This is a genomic window from Psychrobacter muriicola 2pS (genome assembly GCF_904846535.1).
In the GTDB taxonomy this organism is placed as follows: Bacteria; Pseudomonadota; Gammaproteobacteria; order Pseudomonadales; family Moraxellaceae; genus Psychrobacter; species Psychrobacter aquimaris.
In genome coordinates, this window is record NZ_CAJHBC010000001.1 from 555373 (window position 1) to 570616 (window position 15244).

General features: G+C 40.0%; 15 protein-coding genes and 1 tRNA gene. 6 read left to right on the forward strand and 10 right to left on the reverse strand.

Annotation, left to right across the window (positions count from 1 at the left end):
- The first annotated feature begins 153 nt into the window (after positions 1-153).
- Positions 154-1161, forward strand: coding sequence for a porphobilinogen synthase (hemB, locus tag JMX93_RS02320; RefSeq protein WP_499203718.1), 1008 nt, complete (start codon positions 154-156; stop codon positions 1159-1161).
- A 125-nt stretch (positions 1162-1286) separates the two neighbouring features.
- Here hemB and JMX93_RS02325 read toward each other — a convergent pair whose 3' ends face one another.
- Positions 1287-2264, reverse strand: coding sequence for a glutathione S-transferase family protein (locus JMX93_RS02325; protein WP_499203719.1), 978 nt, complete (start codon positions 2262-2264; stop codon positions 1287-1289).
- A gap of 309 nt (positions 2265-2573) precedes the next feature.
- On the opposite strand from JMX93_RS02325, the gene JMX93_RS02330 reads away from it, so the two are divergent.
- Both JMX93_RS02330 and JMX93_RS02335 read left to right on the forward strand, forming a co-directional pair.
- A tRNA-Val gene (locus JMX93_RS02330) sits at positions 2574-2650 on the forward strand.
- Between the two features lie 308 nt (positions 2651-2958).
- The gene (locus tag JMX93_RS02335; protein ID WP_499203720.1) at positions 2959-4263 is read left to right on the forward strand and encodes a hypothetical protein; all 1305 of its coding nucleotides are present in this window, start codon (positions 2959-2961) and stop codon (positions 4261-4263) included.
- 311 nt (positions 4264-4574) lie between these two features.
- Here JMX93_RS02335 and JMX93_RS02340 read toward each other — a convergent pair whose 3' ends face one another.
- Both JMX93_RS02340 and JMX93_RS02345 read right to left on the reverse strand, forming a co-directional pair.
- A complete protein-coding gene (locus tag JMX93_RS02340) occupies positions 4575-5834 on the reverse strand; it encodes an MgtC/SapB family protein (protein ID WP_499203721.1) in 1260 nt (419 codons plus the stop codon).
- Positions 5835-5911: 77 nt separating this feature from the next.
- Positions 5912-6250, reverse strand: a complete 339-nt coding sequence (locus tag JMX93_RS02345) for a hypothetical protein (protein ID WP_499203722.1) — start codon at positions 6248-6250, stop codon at positions 5912-5914.
- Between the two features lie 318 nt (positions 6251-6568).
- On the opposite strand from JMX93_RS02345, the gene JMX93_RS02350 reads away from it, so the two are divergent.
- Entirely contained in the window at positions 6569-7162 is a 594-nt protein-coding gene (locus JMX93_RS02350) for a BLUF domain-containing protein (RefSeq protein WP_443558546.1), read from the forward strand.
- A 933-nt stretch (positions 7163-8095) separates the two neighbouring features.
- On the opposite strand, the gene JMX93_RS02355 is transcribed toward JMX93_RS02350, so the two are convergent.
- From JMX93_RS02355 to JMX93_RS02380, 6 genes are all read right to left on the reverse strand, one after another.
- On the reverse strand, positions 8096-8764 hold the full coding sequence (locus JMX93_RS02355) for a hypothetical protein (protein ID WP_499203723.1): 669 nt from the start codon (positions 8762-8764) through the stop codon (positions 8096-8098).
- A 144-nt stretch (positions 8765-8908) separates the two neighbouring features.
- On the reverse strand, positions 8909-9163 hold the full coding sequence (locus JMX93_RS02360; RefSeq protein WP_499203724.1) for a hypothetical protein: 255 nt from the start codon (positions 9161-9163) through the stop codon (positions 8909-8911).
- A 206-nt stretch (positions 9164-9369) separates the two neighbouring features.
- A complete protein-coding gene (locus JMX93_RS02365) occupies positions 9370-10026 on the reverse strand; it encodes an IS1595 family transposase (protein ID WP_499203725.1) in 657 nt (218 codons plus the stop codon).
- Positions 10027-10108: 82 nt separating this feature from the next.
- Entirely contained in the window at positions 10109-11272 is a 1164-nt protein-coding gene (locus JMX93_RS02370) for an MFS transporter (protein WP_499203726.1), read from the reverse strand.
- Positions 11265-11402: a hypothetical protein gene (locus JMX93_RS02375; protein WP_499203727.1), complete on the reverse strand. Its 138-nt coding sequence runs from the start codon at positions 11400-11402 to the stop codon at positions 11265-11267. Before JMX93_RS02375 ends, JMX93_RS02370 begins: the two co-directional genes overlap by 8 nt.
- Before the next feature lie 127 nt (positions 11403-11529).
- Complete coding sequence (locus JMX93_RS02380) at positions 11530-12474, reverse strand: DMT family transporter (RefSeq protein WP_499203728.1); 945 nt, start codon at positions 12472-12474, stop codon at positions 11530-11532.
- A gap of 172 nt (positions 12475-12646) precedes the next feature.
- Between JMX93_RS02380 and JMX93_RS02385 the strand changes: the two genes are divergently transcribed.
- Complete coding sequence (locus tag JMX93_RS02385; RefSeq protein ID WP_499203729.1) at positions 12647-13165, forward strand: MarR family winged helix-turn-helix transcriptional regulator; 519 nt, start codon at positions 12647-12649, stop codon at positions 13163-13165.
- A 380-nt stretch (positions 13166-13545) separates the two neighbouring features.
- Here JMX93_RS02385 and JMX93_RS02390 read toward each other — a convergent pair whose 3' ends face one another.
- The gene (locus JMX93_RS02390) at positions 13546-14469 is read right to left on the reverse strand and encodes a LysR family transcriptional regulator (protein WP_499203730.1); all 924 of its coding nucleotides are present in this window, start codon (positions 14467-14469) and stop codon (positions 13546-13548) included.
- 95 nt (positions 14470-14564) lie between these two features.
- Between JMX93_RS02390 and JMX93_RS02395 the strand changes: the two genes are divergently transcribed.
- Positions 14565-15155: a DMT family transporter gene (locus JMX93_RS02395; RefSeq protein WP_499203731.1), complete on the forward strand. Its 591-nt coding sequence runs from the start codon at positions 14565-14567 to the stop codon at positions 15153-15155.
- The last annotated feature ends 89 nt before the right edge of the window (positions 15156-15244 follow it).

Consider the following 15244-nt stretch of genomic DNA (forward strand, 5'->3'; position numbering starts at 1 on the left):
GCTTTTTGCTTTTATAATGTACTTTTGGTTATAGTAGAAAAATGACATTAAAGGCATACCCTAGCGCCCTTTCTATAGAAAACATATGCTGTAAAACAGCTTGTTTAATCAAGCTGATAAATAACAATGATTAAAATCAAATAAGGAAACATCATGACTTATACCTTTAACCGCCAATACCCCGCCACTCGCTTGCGTCGTCTACGCTATAACGACAATGTACGAGCAATGATTCGTGAAGTCGAACTACATCCCAAGCACTTTATCGCGCCTGTCTTTGTATTAGAAGGCGACAATCAGCGCGAGACGATCTCTAGCATGCCGGGTGTTGAGCGTTTATCAATCGATTTGCTTATTAATTATGCCAAAGAGCTCTTGGCAGAGGGTGTCACCACCATCGACATCTTCCCTGTCATTGACAATGCATTAAAAACCCCTGATGGTAAAGCTGCTTACGACGAGGATGGTCTTACTGCACGTGCAGTCAAAGCGGTCAAAGATGCCGTACCAGAGATGGTCGTCATGACTGATGTAGCACTAGACCCTTATACATCGCACGGTCAAGACGGTTTGCTCGACGATAGTGGCTATGTGATCAACGATGCAACCACCGAAGTATTGGTCAAGCAAGCCCTAGTACATGCCCGTGCTGGTGCTGATATCATCTCTCCTAGTGACATGATGGACGGGCGTATCAAAGCTATGCGTGATGCATTTGAAGCAGAAGGCTTTGTTAATACTGCAATCATGGCTTACTCAGCCAAATATGCTTCTGCTTACTATGGTCCATTCCGTGATGCTGTTGGTAGCGCTGGCAACTTAAAAGGTGGCCACAAAAAGCAGTATCAAATGGACTTTGGCAATCGTGCTGAGGCATTGCATGAAGTCGCGATGGATATCAATGAAGGCGCTGACATGGTCATGATCAAGCCAGGTCAGCCATACTTAGACCTCATCCGTGAAGTCAAAAACACCTTTGGTGTACCGACCTTTGCCTATCAAGTCTCTGGTGAATATGCCATGCACATGGCTGCTATCCAGAACGGCTGGTTGAGTGATGCTGTGATTTTAGAATCTCTGATTGGTTTCCGCCGTGCTGGTGCCGATGGTATTTTGACTTACTTTGCGTTAGAAGCAGCCCGTCAGCTAAACAATGCTTAATATCAATTAAAATGCCTTTTACATCGTAAAACACCCCAGCTGCTTCATAGTCGCTGGGGTGTTTTTTATATTGAGATTCTATTTATGCTGAGCCGTTTTTGCTCACACGTATAAAACAAACATGTCTATAGCTGATCACGATTATGTGCTGTCGTAAAATCAATAGCAGGGCCAATAGGGATGATACGAGTGGGGTTTATATTGGCGTGGCTGGTGTAATAGTGTTGCTTGATGTGCTCCATATTTACTGTCTCAGCGATACCTGGTACTTGATACAAATCACGCAGATAGCCCCAAAGGTTTGGATAGTCGATAATTCGGCGCAGGTTGCATTTAAAATGCCCCACATAGACAGCATCAAAACGAACTAAGGTGGTAAACAGTCGCCAATCAGCTTCGGTGATAGTGCTCCCTGTGAGGTAACGTTTATCTGCTAGGCGCGCTTCAAGTGTATCTAATGCGGCAAACAGCTCAATCACCGCCTCTTCATAAGCCTCTTGTGTGGTCGAAAATCCAGCCTTGTACACACCATTATTAATCGTCGTATAGACAAACGCATTAATGTCATCGATTTCTTGCAACAACGATGCTGGCGAAAAATCACCTGCTAGTGCGCCCACCTCATCAAAAGCTGAATTAAACATACGAATGATCTCTGATGACTCATTACTCACAATCGTATTGGTCTTTTTATCCCATAAAACCGGAACAGTAACTCGTCCCGTATAGTTGGGTTTTGCTTTAATATAAAGCTCATAAGCATAATCTGCATGGATAAGCGGATCAGCAATCACGCCTTTACCCTCTGCAAACGTCCAGCCGTGCTCTCCCATAAAGGGATGAACCACAGATATCGGAATGATGTCCTCTAGACCTTTGAGCTTACGATAAACCAAAGTGCGGTGTGCCCAAGGACAGGCTAACGACACATATAGATGATAGCGATCGGGTTCAGCTTTAAATCCGCCAACACCTGTAGGCCCTGCACTGCCATCTACCGTTACCCAGTTCCTAAACCCGGCATCTTCACGCTCAAATCGACCACCATTTTCTTCCGTGTCGTACCATTTATCTTGCCACTTACCATCTACCAATAAGCCCATGTTATTCTCCGACTAATTCTATTTTGATATAATTTTATGGAACATGCATACTATGAAATCATTATCACAATAAACACTCTACTTTGAGAATTATGATACCAGTTATGTATTGCCTATCCATTAGCCTTTACTATTCTGTTGACAATAAAACATAAACCAACTTTACTGACTATTTAATATAACTACATAAAAACAATCTAAGTTCGCTCCATATAAAAGCGTAATAATAAGTATTATGCTAATAAAAGAATTTTATTAGAAATAAAGCTTGCAAAATCCTCAAAACTTGCTAAAATGCTCAACCTAAATAGGCGTATAGCTCAGTTGGTTAGAGCGCTACCTTGACATGGTAGAGGTCAGCAGTTCGAGTCTGCTTATGCCTACCAAATATTTAGAAAGCCCCGATCTCACGATTGGGGCTTTTTTTGTCTGTAATATATGGGCTGTAGAAGAAAAGGAAACTATACATCGATTCAAACCTCCTCTTTTGTCACTTTCGGCAAACGCTATCAAAAAACTTGTGTGCCCAATTTGGGCCTAAGTTGTGCCTGCTCTCTATTTCGCCTGTCTTTCAGAGTAGCAATTTCGACCTCTATCGTGAACTTCTAATTAATATTTATTTTTCGTTGTTCTCTGCTTTTATCTCTTCTACATATTCAAAAGTATCGAAATCAATCCTAGATGATTGATCGTTATGTATTTTGTACAAATTAATATCGGTGGCAACTCAAACAAATTTATCTTTACCTTATCATCGGGTCAGCGCCCTATTGATGACCATGTTCCGTTGCAGTTGCTCAAACGAGTCTTAAAAGACATATCGGTAGATGATAATGTAGCAGAGCATACCTTTCATGGGTTTAGGCATACGGCAGTGAGCAACCTATCTTTAGCGCTAGTAGGCCATTCAGATCTCGTAGAAGCCCTCACCGATTATGACGAAATCGACGTACTGCGTATAAAAACAGGCCTACTTGGAGAGCGTACAAATGCACAAGATCGCTGGTACGCTCTATCAGGTATTATGGGGCACTTATCGCCTGAGCGTAGCTTTGAGTATTACAATCACTTTGCTACTCTGATGGCTACTTATGCGTTAAGCGTCTCTAATATAAAACTACCTAAACAAACACTAATTAACCTTACCAAATCTACTAAAATTAACGAAAGAAAGATCAATGATAATGCTGACATTGATGATAACGGTATGATCAATATGCCTAGTATACGTACGCTGTTATTTAAAAATATCATAGAAGGTAAACGCAAGTCACCGAAATTCACGATCGAAAACTGTGATAAGCAATTTCTCTTGAGTACCAATACGCCAGCCACTGATGAATTGTTTGGTCGTTATGGTCTAAACCGAGTACAGCTGCTACTACAAACCTATGATAAAGAGATTCCTTTAAGTAAAGCAGCCCAGTTAGCAAATATTTCTATTCACGATGCAAAGGTTCTAATAGAACGTGCGAGCGAGATTGCCAACATCACTACCAAACACGGTAAACCTCGTTTTGTAAAGCTCATAGACTCAGAAACTACTGTCTTAAGTCCACTGAACATTCAATACCAAAGTGATTTAAGACTGCTATCGCTTTTGTTAAGTAATGCCTATCGTCTACGAGAAAAATCAGAGACTGACTGGACTTGGTTTATTGAGATATGTCGTGAAAAACTGTCTAATAGCAGAGCATACCTACCATTTGGAAAAAGAGATGAGAAAGAGTTGCAGCGGTTCATTGATATTGCTGAGAAACTGCTGCCTTTGAAACGTTGGCTGATGAGTAGCAACGAAGCTTTATTGATGAAAACTATGTCATCTACTGACTATCAAGATATTAAGCAACAATCTAATGATTCGAAAAACGCTCTCCATATCGGTATTGCTAGTCAAGACCATAGAGAACGGACGAATAAATGGCAATACTCGCCGCTACTACGGTTTTTTGTGCATATGATGCTAATCACTGATGAATCGCTATCCATTGTGAATTAGGTTTTTGTATCAAATCCATTTACCATAACGTTTCTTGTGGGAACAAGTGCAACTCCCCCATGTGGGTACCATGATTTATAGGTAAATTACTGATATTTATATTATTAACTGTAGATTATTACTGTCAGTGTACATCACCGTGTGCTTGTTGATGATATTTCGAGGTGTTTTGATGGGTTCGGCCTCAAGTCGAGGGTGTGAAGCAGTTTACCTTAAAATTTTAGAAACGCTCTGACGTAAATGTGCATATGTTATTAGACCTTGTATCAGCATGAAGAATGTCCATTACACCAATAAATTAGAGAAACTTTTTAATTATTCGTCATAGTATATATCAAGATAATTAAAACAGTCATATGAATAATTTGGGTTGGAACAAAAGCAAGTGCGTATTGAAAGCCACCAGTAACTGCCGCATTAATTGATTTAGAAATTGCATGTGTAGCTAAACCTAATAATAAGGCGAGCAATAAAATATGGTTAGTTGGGTTCCCTTGCATTACTACGGCAGCCATTGCTGCATGCATCTCAAAGATAGAAGTAAGTACGGTTCCTGCAATAAGACCAGCGTCACCCAGCCATAAACTTAAACCATAAACAAGTACTTGAATAATAGTGAGTGTAGCTACAATGATACCTGCCTCTTTTAAACTAAACATGGGGGTATCAGCTAGCTCAACTTTCTCTCCGGATCGAGTTTTTCTCATCAACCATATTCCAGGAATAATTAAAATTATAATTGCAATAATAGATGGGAATAGTAAAATTTTAAGCCAAGTAAAACTTACACCTGCAACGATAATCAGAAGTTGTACCAATGTTGCGACACAAGATATAAGGGCAGCTCCAGCATTTTCTTTTGCATCTGCACGACCATGACGAACTTCTATTCCAAGGCTTGCAATCGTAGCTGTACTGGATACAAATCCTGATGCTAAAGCAGATAAAAACATAGCGTGGCGTGATGATAGAAGCCTCTTTGCCATATGTGCTAGTGCTTGAATTGTTAAAACCAATATCAATAATTTTAAAATAATATAAGGATTTAGTACTGAACCCCAAAGATCTCTATTGGGGGTTAAAGGAAGTGCAATTAAAAGTAAAGCAAGTAAAAAGATACCATCTTTGAATTCAAGCTCAGTAATCCATTTAATCGCTACTCCATGCATTGAATGCTTTGTCATTAGAAGGAAAGTAAGAACTACTGTAAGTGCAGCTGCATAAGAAATATCCCATAAACATAGTCCACCTATAAAATAGGTGAGTATAAAAGCAAGTTCAGTTGTTACACCTAGATCTTCAATTTGTTTATTAATAGAGATGATACTTATACCACCTACTATCAATGCCCCTATGAGTCCTATAAAAGAACTGAAAGAGAAACAAATTGCCCCTAATAGAGAGCAAATTGCAAAAGATCTAATACCTGCAAAGCTGTGTTGATTTTCACGTTGTTTGCTACGCTCTCTTTCTAGGCCAATGAGTAGTCCACAGCCTAGTGCTGCAGTAGCTGCATTAATTAAATTTTGGACAGGTTCAACCGTAAATGTATTAACAATTATAAAACTCATCCCGCTCTCCATGACCTCTGCTGTCAAATCCGTATCACTAAACTTGGAGAATTACTATCTTAAAATAGTCTGATTAATTAAAAGAAGAAGAATACTCCCGTTCTTTTTTCATAAGCAACTTGGAACAAATCGTTGAGATTTCTAAGTAGTATATTTCTTGGATGTTTACCAAGATAACACTCCATAAAATCTTCTAAATTTTTTAGCTTATCCTCTAATACTTCTTCGGATTCGTAGTCATCAATTATCAATCCTAATTTATCATTTAGTTCAGCGAAAAATTCTATATCATATAATTCGTCAAATTCCTTCTCATTCAAATTATATTCAATTAAATCATTATCTGTACATTTATCATAATCTAGTCTTTGCTCTGCCTCTTTTGAAGTTGGTACGACTATTAATCTGTCTTTCATAGCGTTCACTCTATATTTGCTAACCATTTATCATAACATCCGTTATGGGAATAAGATAAAAGTTATTAATGTGAAAGGTCAGCTGTATCTATAGAGCACTGTGAGTTATTGTATTAACGCATCAGTAGGGTTTATGGCGCTGACTGTATTCCACTATTTCTAAATTTGGACGTTTGATAGTATTTCTTGTACGCTAAGGTTATATAAATATCTACAAATATTTTATAATAGCAATCATAATATCCATAAAAACAACAAGTAACCTTTGATATGCATACCAAGATAAATATACACAGCCACGACAAACTAGAAGAATCTATGAGTGATACCCCGGCAAACGCGCTCATAAGATTGATCTACGTTAGTGGTGTCAATACCACCGATAGCTCAGTGTTTGCACATATACAGCGTCACTCAGAGTCTTTTAATAAAGAGAACAAGATCGTAGGGTTTTTGTGCAATAACAATGACAGCTTTTTGCAATGTCTAGAAGGCACAAAGGAGGTTGTTTCCTCCCTGATGCAAAGAATTTTTAAAGACGAAAACCATAAGGATGTGGATGTCGTTTTTTCTAAAAAGATCAGCAGTTATAGCTTTACAGATTGGCGTATGCACAGTATTAATCTCAATGACAGTAACTGGAAAAAGTTCTCAAAGCATACTCAGCTAAGTGATAGCTCCCCATTCAAACCGCATCATTGGCCGAATTGGTTCGTCGATCATTTTATCGATACCGTAAAAACCATTGATTACTTCAACTTAGATAAAGACCTGATTACCTTTGATAAGCTAGGGTATTCCGATGTCCAAAAGACGTTGGTCAGTAATAATGTTTTGTTCTATATCTTTTTGAGCGTGTTGATCAGCTCTGCTGTAGTGATCTTGCTGTTTAGATATAATGTCATTGATTGATGCTAATCATTGCTTGAGATTAGGGCGTGTCCTCAGTCTGAACGAGAGCGCCTAAATGGGCTAAACATAGGCACATCAAGGCACGATGAGTCATAGGACAATATTCTTTCAGACTACGTTCGTGCCCGCACTCAAGCAGGGCTTTGTCTTGCACTCGGACAACGCCATGTGCTTTGATTATTTATTCATCACCACCCGTTTCTCCCTCATAAATAATACCTTCATCAGTGCCTTTTTTTGCTGTAAATCGTCAAGCGTCGCCAATTTCGCTTGTAATGCCAGACGATCCGTGCACACCGCGACTAGATTGATCTAGTTTTATTCCTCAAAGGCATCACTACGCTGCTCTTGATATTGTTCCGGTGTGACGGCATGGGAACCCATATTTATCAAAATGCTAGCTAAACTAAGTGATAAAACACTCAACGTATGATTTGCAATGCGCCCTTTTGAAATATTTATACACATAAGTCCACTGCTAATATAATGGTGGACTTATGCTACCGATAGATGTTCAAAAAAAGCTATTTAAAAGCACTCCTAACAATAGTAGGTGTATTCATTATTATTTCGCTTATAATCTCTAGCAAAAGATACTTCTCTACACGCTTATTAGCATGTCTTATTTAATCGATCACCATAACTACTCATCATTTATTTAAGAATATTTAACCCTTTATCTTACTTCCTGTGATAAATCCGTTCATACTTCATACACATAAATTGCAAAAAAGCCCCTATAACTGCCACTATGCTTGCGCCTACTGGCAACGTCCGTACAGGAAGATTTAATACCAAAACCATACCTCCTAAGCCTGCTCTAATCGCGCTACCCAAATAAAGCGCAGATTCATTTAAGGCGACAGCGAAATTGCTATCCCCTCCAGACTCTCTAACGCCTATCAGTTGATTGTTCTGCGGTACTTGCAATCCCTAACCAACTGCGCCCCAAATAACAATCGGAACCATAGCAAACCAAGGATTCCAAAAGGCAATGAAAGGTAGTAAAATTAAAGACAATGCCAATATCAGCATAATAAATAGCGTCATGAAAGGCGCTAAGAAGGTATATATACCAAGGCTGGCGATGGCCGCAAGCAAAGATACCAAAAGAATCACGAGGACTTGACGATCAAGCAGTAACGACATTTTTTTGCGTAGCGCAATACTCTCTGAAATAGGCAATGTGGGTAATCGCCAAAACAGTCCTACAAAGGCAATAATGCCAAGTAACGTAACCAAAACGCTGATGCCCAGCCCAAGCGCTAGGCGAAAACAATACCCAGAGCCACCCCTAAGACCGTCTCTGCAGCCATACCACCTATGATAATAGAGATGGCTTTTGCTCGTCCAAATGGCTATATTGTAGCCACTGCCGCAATACCAACTGCTAAGTAAACGCCTGACCCAATACCTACTAATGCTCGAAAAATAAGTAACCAAGAAAAACTTGTTGATAAGGCGCTGGCCGCATTGCCGAGTACAAAAATACCAAGCGCCAGCAGAAATACTGAAGGCCAGTTCGATTATGGGAATAAGTCCAGCCGTGACATAAGACGCTATCCCCAATGCAAAAGCGCATAGCGCAATCAAATACACCATAAGTGCATTGGTCTGAGTTGAACATACTTCAATGATGTTGGATGCAGACCGCCACTTGCGCCTAGTCGTCTTTGCGCAAAAATAGCTATTTAAAGAAACACTCCTGCAAACTCATATTACCTGCAAATACTGCCAATACTTTATTCATGCGCGCGGTTCTCTATTAGGAATAGCAATCGATGACCAATTGTCCGCGACTTCTTGTACCTTTGACGCCTGTACCGCTCTAAGATCGCGAGCATAATCTACCCCTTCAGCTTCCATGGCGCGGGTTGCATGAAACTGTCCGTTGGCGGCGCGAAGTATCCAGCCACCTTTTCTGCGGGCTTCGGACGCAAGATACGCGACCCATGATGCCACTTCAGCGGTCAGCAGTTCGAGTCTGCTTATGCCTACCAAATTTAGAAAGTCCTAATCTCACGATTGGGGCTTTTTTTGTCTGCAAAATATGGGCTATAGAGGAAAATATTTACTCGTAACACTCTGTAATCATCACTACTCATGCTCTTTTAAACTGCTCAAAAAAACGACGGTGACCAAATGATAGCCAAAAAGTGACCAGCCTTTTAAAACACTCCAAATTAAAGGGCTGTAGTAGATAAGGATTAACTATCACACCATTTTCTCCGCGTTTTAAGCTGACTAGATGGTGACCCGTAGTTGAATCTGAACTCACACTCTTTTAAAAATAAATGGAAATTCTTCTTATCGATCCCATTATATTTTCTGAGTGTTCGTTTAGACTGATTCCAAAAGTTCTCAATACCATTGATGTGATTGTTTTTACCGCAAGTAAACTCTTTAGAGTGATTGACTCTGAAATGTTTAAACTCGCTCACATCTAATGCATTGTAACTTCGATAGCTATCAGTATAAACAAAGCTGTCAGGCTTGATTTTACGCTTAATAACAGGCATTAGAGTAGTCTGTTTGGTGTCTGCTACGACAATGGTATAAACCTTACCATTTCGTTTTAGAATGCCAAATACGGCGGTTTTACCAGCAGCCCCGCGACCTCTTTTGCCTTTGCGTACGCCGCCAAAGTAACTTTCATCTAATTCGACTTCACCATCAAAGAGCTCATCAGCTTGTAATGAGAGATGGTGATCTATCACAAGTCTGATTTTATGATAAAAAAGCGTAGCAGTGTTAGGTTGGATATTGAATAAATCTGCGGCTGTTCTAGCGGTTACTGCAGCCGTGAAAAACGCTAAAAGCCTTCGCTGTACTTTTTTACTTAGTTTACAACGGGTTATCTTCATAAAAATAGTCTAGCATAGTGCTTATCTACTACAGCCCCAAATATATCCTTTCTTTTAGTTATCACTTTTATCTTAAAGTATACTAATAACGAACAACAAAGTTTCGTGGAGAGAATTTATTACAAATACTGAATAATAGCAAAACCCCAACAATCATGCCAACCCACGCTCCCGTCAAATCACTTGAAGCATCAACTAGAACACCCGCTATGAAAGGGAAAGCAGAGGCAATTAAGTATCCACCACCTTGTACAAACGCTAATAAAGTCGCTGCTTGCTTGGCGCTAGAGGCATAATCAAGTGCTACGATTAAGGATAAAGGAAATAAAGCACCGATCCCCAACCCTAAAATTATCACAGTTAAAAAAGCAAGCTTTGAGGGAATATAAATAAGCAACACTAGACCAACCAATATGAGCGATAGAGTGATAAATAAAGGCTTGCGGCGATCGGTGAATTTTTTGATGAATATAGAAATTAAGATACCAGAAATCACTTCTGCTACCGTCAAAATACTGAGTAAAGCACCAGAGGCGTCTCTACTCCATCCAAGCTGCGTATAGTTTAACGGCAACCAAGCTAAAACTAATGTATAGGCGCCAGTACCTATACCGAAGAAAAGCATTAGCAACCATGCATTTTTAGACTTTAGAGGTAAAGGTAAATAACCGTTTCTACTACTTTCGATACGTGGCATACCAGAAGCAAACAGTATAATTGCTAATATGGTAGGGATAGCCATAATCGATAAAGCGATATTCCATCCAAACACTCCTTCTAAGGGGGATGCTGTAGCAGCTGAGATCGCAGCCCCAGCCATAATACCCGTTGTAAACAACCCCATAAAAACGCTGGCATTTTCTGGCGTCATTCTTTTTAGGTAAGCTGGCATTAAAGTTTGGATGATTGCTATACCAATACCTCCAATAAGTGAAGTTATCAGTAGAAGTAATACAGAATCAACAAAAAATCGATAGGTACAAGAAAGCGCTATAGCCAACAATCCAGCCAATATGCCTAAATACTCACTTACTCTAGATTGAATTCTGGGACCTAAAAGCGCAAAGCACCCCATCATTGCAACTGGCACAGTAGTCAATAGACCGGCAGTTTGATTATTGATTCCTACAGCATCTGTTAAAACGGGTATGATTGGAGATATCGAAGCCATAATGGGTCTAAGGTTAAGACCTACAAGTATTGTTATGGTGGCTAGTATCCATTGATTATAACCAAGCTTACTCATTGACTACCTCATGCGATGGATTACGTGTGGCAATTGCTTGTGGTTTTACTGGTAAGTTATTATCTAAAAAATAAGTGAAATGATGTTTGCTAGAAATTCGTTGCAGACTGGCTAAGTTGTACTGAGGCATACTTTTTATCCTTTTAAATATTGTTAAATAGAAGGTCATTAATCTCACTGTATTACGGGTTATCAGATTTTTTGAATGAATTTAAAAAGGAGATCAAACTTGCTAATTCTAGGTTTTATCAGGCACTTCAACTTTTTATTGCAATAGATGCCATCATCTTCATTCCACCCCATGTAACAAGTACGACACCGATTATGATCAAGGATGCACCTAGAACTAGTCCGTCCGGCGGGGATTCACCTTGTAAAAAAATAGCAACAGGAACACCCACAACGGCCCCAACAGACCCTAGTAAGCTTAGTAAAACCGGACCACCCGTTTTTTGAAGTAGAAACAATAATTGAAACTGAGCAGCGAAGATAAAGGCCTGCAAGGCGATCAAACCAAGTGGTAGGAAATCTCCCAGTGGGACAGCAAGTGAGAATATTGGTAAGAGACTTGTTGCGCCAAGTAATATCACAGCCGCAATAAGCATTCCTGGAGCAAGTGCATTGGGGGATGCTCCTTTCGGCCAGCGCAATGTACGATAGAGATTGCCAATGGCAAGCAAAACAGGACCGCACAGTGCTATAAAAATCCAAAATACACTGGCATCTGGTGCAGAAAATTTACGTGCAGCTAGTACACCTGCACCGGCAAGTGCCGCTGCAACCCCAAGCGCTCGAACAGTTTGAAATCGTTCCATCCCTAACGCTAATGCCCCTAGATAGGTGAGAAGTGGTGGTAAGGAAATAATTAGGGCTACAAAGCCAGCACCAACATGAGGAATAGCGGAGAAGAAAATTAAGTTAGACCCTGCAACGCTGACCAAAGCAGAAATAAAGTAATACTCAAAGCTGCGTTTGTTGAGAGGTGGAAGTTCATGGCGTAGTAACGCAATAGCTAACAAGATTGTGGCAGCACCAGCAATTGACCAAAATAAAAAGGCAAGCGGAGATAAACCGATTTCACCCGCATATTTTGCAACATTGGTAGAGATACCAAGTAACGCGCCTCCAACCAGAAGACAAATTAAAGGAACTAACCATACACTTCTACAAGGAGAGCTATTTCGCTCTGTAAACTTAGTCATACAATATCCTAACGGCCGAAAATGACCTTGATGTCAGAATATCATTTAATATCTCTATGTCAAGATAAAAATATTGCTATTATTACTGCTTAAGAGTAATTTTCTCAGTAGAAATAGACATTTTAATATCTCCAAAATCATAAAAATTTTGATCGTAACGAGGAATAAATCAATGCAAACTGAAGGGTGCAAACAAGAAGATGCAGTACAGCAGATTATTAGCCAGTGGCAAAACCAAGGGTTTTCTAATGATGATTTGTTGGCAATGGAGACTATAGGCCGCATCAAGCGGTTAGAAGTGATATTGATGCGAAAATTATCTGCTAACTATAAGATAAATTACCAGATATCGCATTGGGAATTCGACGTGTTAGCGACATTGCGGCGCACAGGAGCTCCATACTTAATGAGCCCAACTGTTTTGTTTGATAGCATGATGGTTAGTTCTGGAACGATGACCAATCGCTTACAACATTTAGAAAAGAAGCAACTCATTGAGCGCGTTGATAACCCAGAGGATAAACGAAGCTTATTAGTTAAACTAACTTCCGAAGGTCTTGACTTGATTGATAGAGCCGTCGCATCACACGTGCAACTGGAGAATGACTTGATGAGTGATATTAGTAAGGAAGAGCTACTTATCATCAATTTACTATTAAAGAAAATTGAGAATAAACTTCCTATTATTTAGATATAAAAAATACCTCTATATAGAGGTATAATATATATAGCGACAATAATCGAAAACAACTGAACTTATCCTCGAAAAGCTTACTTAATGTATATGACAAGTACACCGTAATTCCATAACTTACGAAAGATATCGATATCAGTAGCCTACAGCCTAATATCCAAGTCCTCACCAAGGTACCGAACTCATTGAATCAGTTCAGCAATTACCAGCTCATTAAATTGGTTCAATGGGATATACAGTCATCGAAATATTAAGGTTATTGTCTACATATTTAACAGCATAGATCAAAAAGCACTATGAATACATTGATGATCAGCAGGCTCTTATTGATAATAGGTATACGTTGTTAGATTGAGTCATTGTTCTAGGTGGTTCTGCTAACTTCTTTCGTTAAGTTCTGAATTGGGCACACTAATAATTAATTGTCTCAGCCAATTATGCGCCGCATCGCCCTCACGGCGTTGATGCCATAGTAATTTAAAATCGAATGATTCAATTGGAAAAGGCGGTTCGAATATTTGAACCTGTGAGTTGCTATAAGTCATATCAAAGCTACGCCGCGCCGCTGTCAAGATCAAGTCAGTACCAGCCACTAATTGATTGGCAATTCCCCAGTGTGGCAAAGTCATTACAACTTGACGACTTAATCCTGTGCCACTAAGAGCACGTTCAATCTCATTATTGGCACCTGATTGCATCGCAACGAGGATATGCGGTCGAGCCAACCAACTATTCTTGTCGAGATTACCACTCTCTGGTAAGGTATTTTTGTCTGCTAAACAAGCAAAAGACTCAACAAACAGGGTGTGCATACGAAGCGCTTCTGGCACTTTATCTGGGAAGACACCGAAAGCCATATCAGTTTCACCATCGAACACATCCGCCATCATCGCTTCGCGGCTTCCTTGACTCACCTCAAGCTCAATGCCAGGCGCAAGCACTCTTAATGAGCGCACCAAACTAGGCATAAATACACGCGCGCCATAGTCAGACATAGCCAGACGAAATACTCGCTTCACACTGAGAGGATTGAATTCTGGTGTCTCAATCAACGTACCGAGCTGCTCCAGAGCATCCGTCAACGGCAGAATCAACTCGCTCGCTCGCGAAGTCAATTCCAATTTTCCTGAACGTCGCACCAATAGAGGGTCATCAAATATGGTACGTAAATGAGCCAACGCGTGGCTAACTGCCGGCTGACTTTTATGTAACCGGAGAGCGGCTCGTGATACGTGCTTTTCCATTAATAATGCGTGCAACGTCACGAGCAAATTAAGGTCGATACGTCTTAAGTTATTCATATGACGAATAGTGAAGTAAAAAAACAATAATTTCAATTCAAATTTTTAATATGAAATAATTCCTCTAGAAAAGTAAATAAATCTGGAGTAAACGTATGAATCTATCACTTACTGGCATCTCTTTTGCCATTATCGCCCTAGTTGCCGGCGCTTTAGTTCCTCTCCAAGCTGCGAGTAATGCTGAACTAGGTCGTGCTCTTGGGCATCCTCTTTGGGCGACAGTAGTGTCGTTATTAGTGAGTGTGGTTATAGCAATACCTGTCATTCTCGCTATGCGTGTCCCTGCGCCACTATTGAATCAAATCGGACAATTACCAATATGGGTGTGGTTTGGTGGAATTGCTGGCGTCATCTATATTACATCTGCATTAATTCTAGTTCCTCGTTTAGGCGCAACTCGCTTCATTGTTTGCGTGATAGCGGGTCAAATGCTTATTTCATTAATATTAGACCAATACGGTCTTATGAATTTACCGGTGAAAGAAATAAATGCTGGACGTTTAGTTGGTGTCTCTTTTGTTTTAATAGGCATGATTATGGTGCTGTGGCTCACTCCTTCATCTCCCAATTTAGGCGATGTTAAGGCTAACATAACGGACAATTTGAATACGACAGAAAGTACGGCGACAAGCAGTACTAAGTCTATTTTGAACCGCCCCGGGATTGTCGGAGACTCAACTTTCTGAGAGAATACGACAATGAAAAGACAAACCTACACTCCTGAGATTAAAGAGCGCGCCGTTCGCATGCTTATTGAATCAGCAAATGACTATCC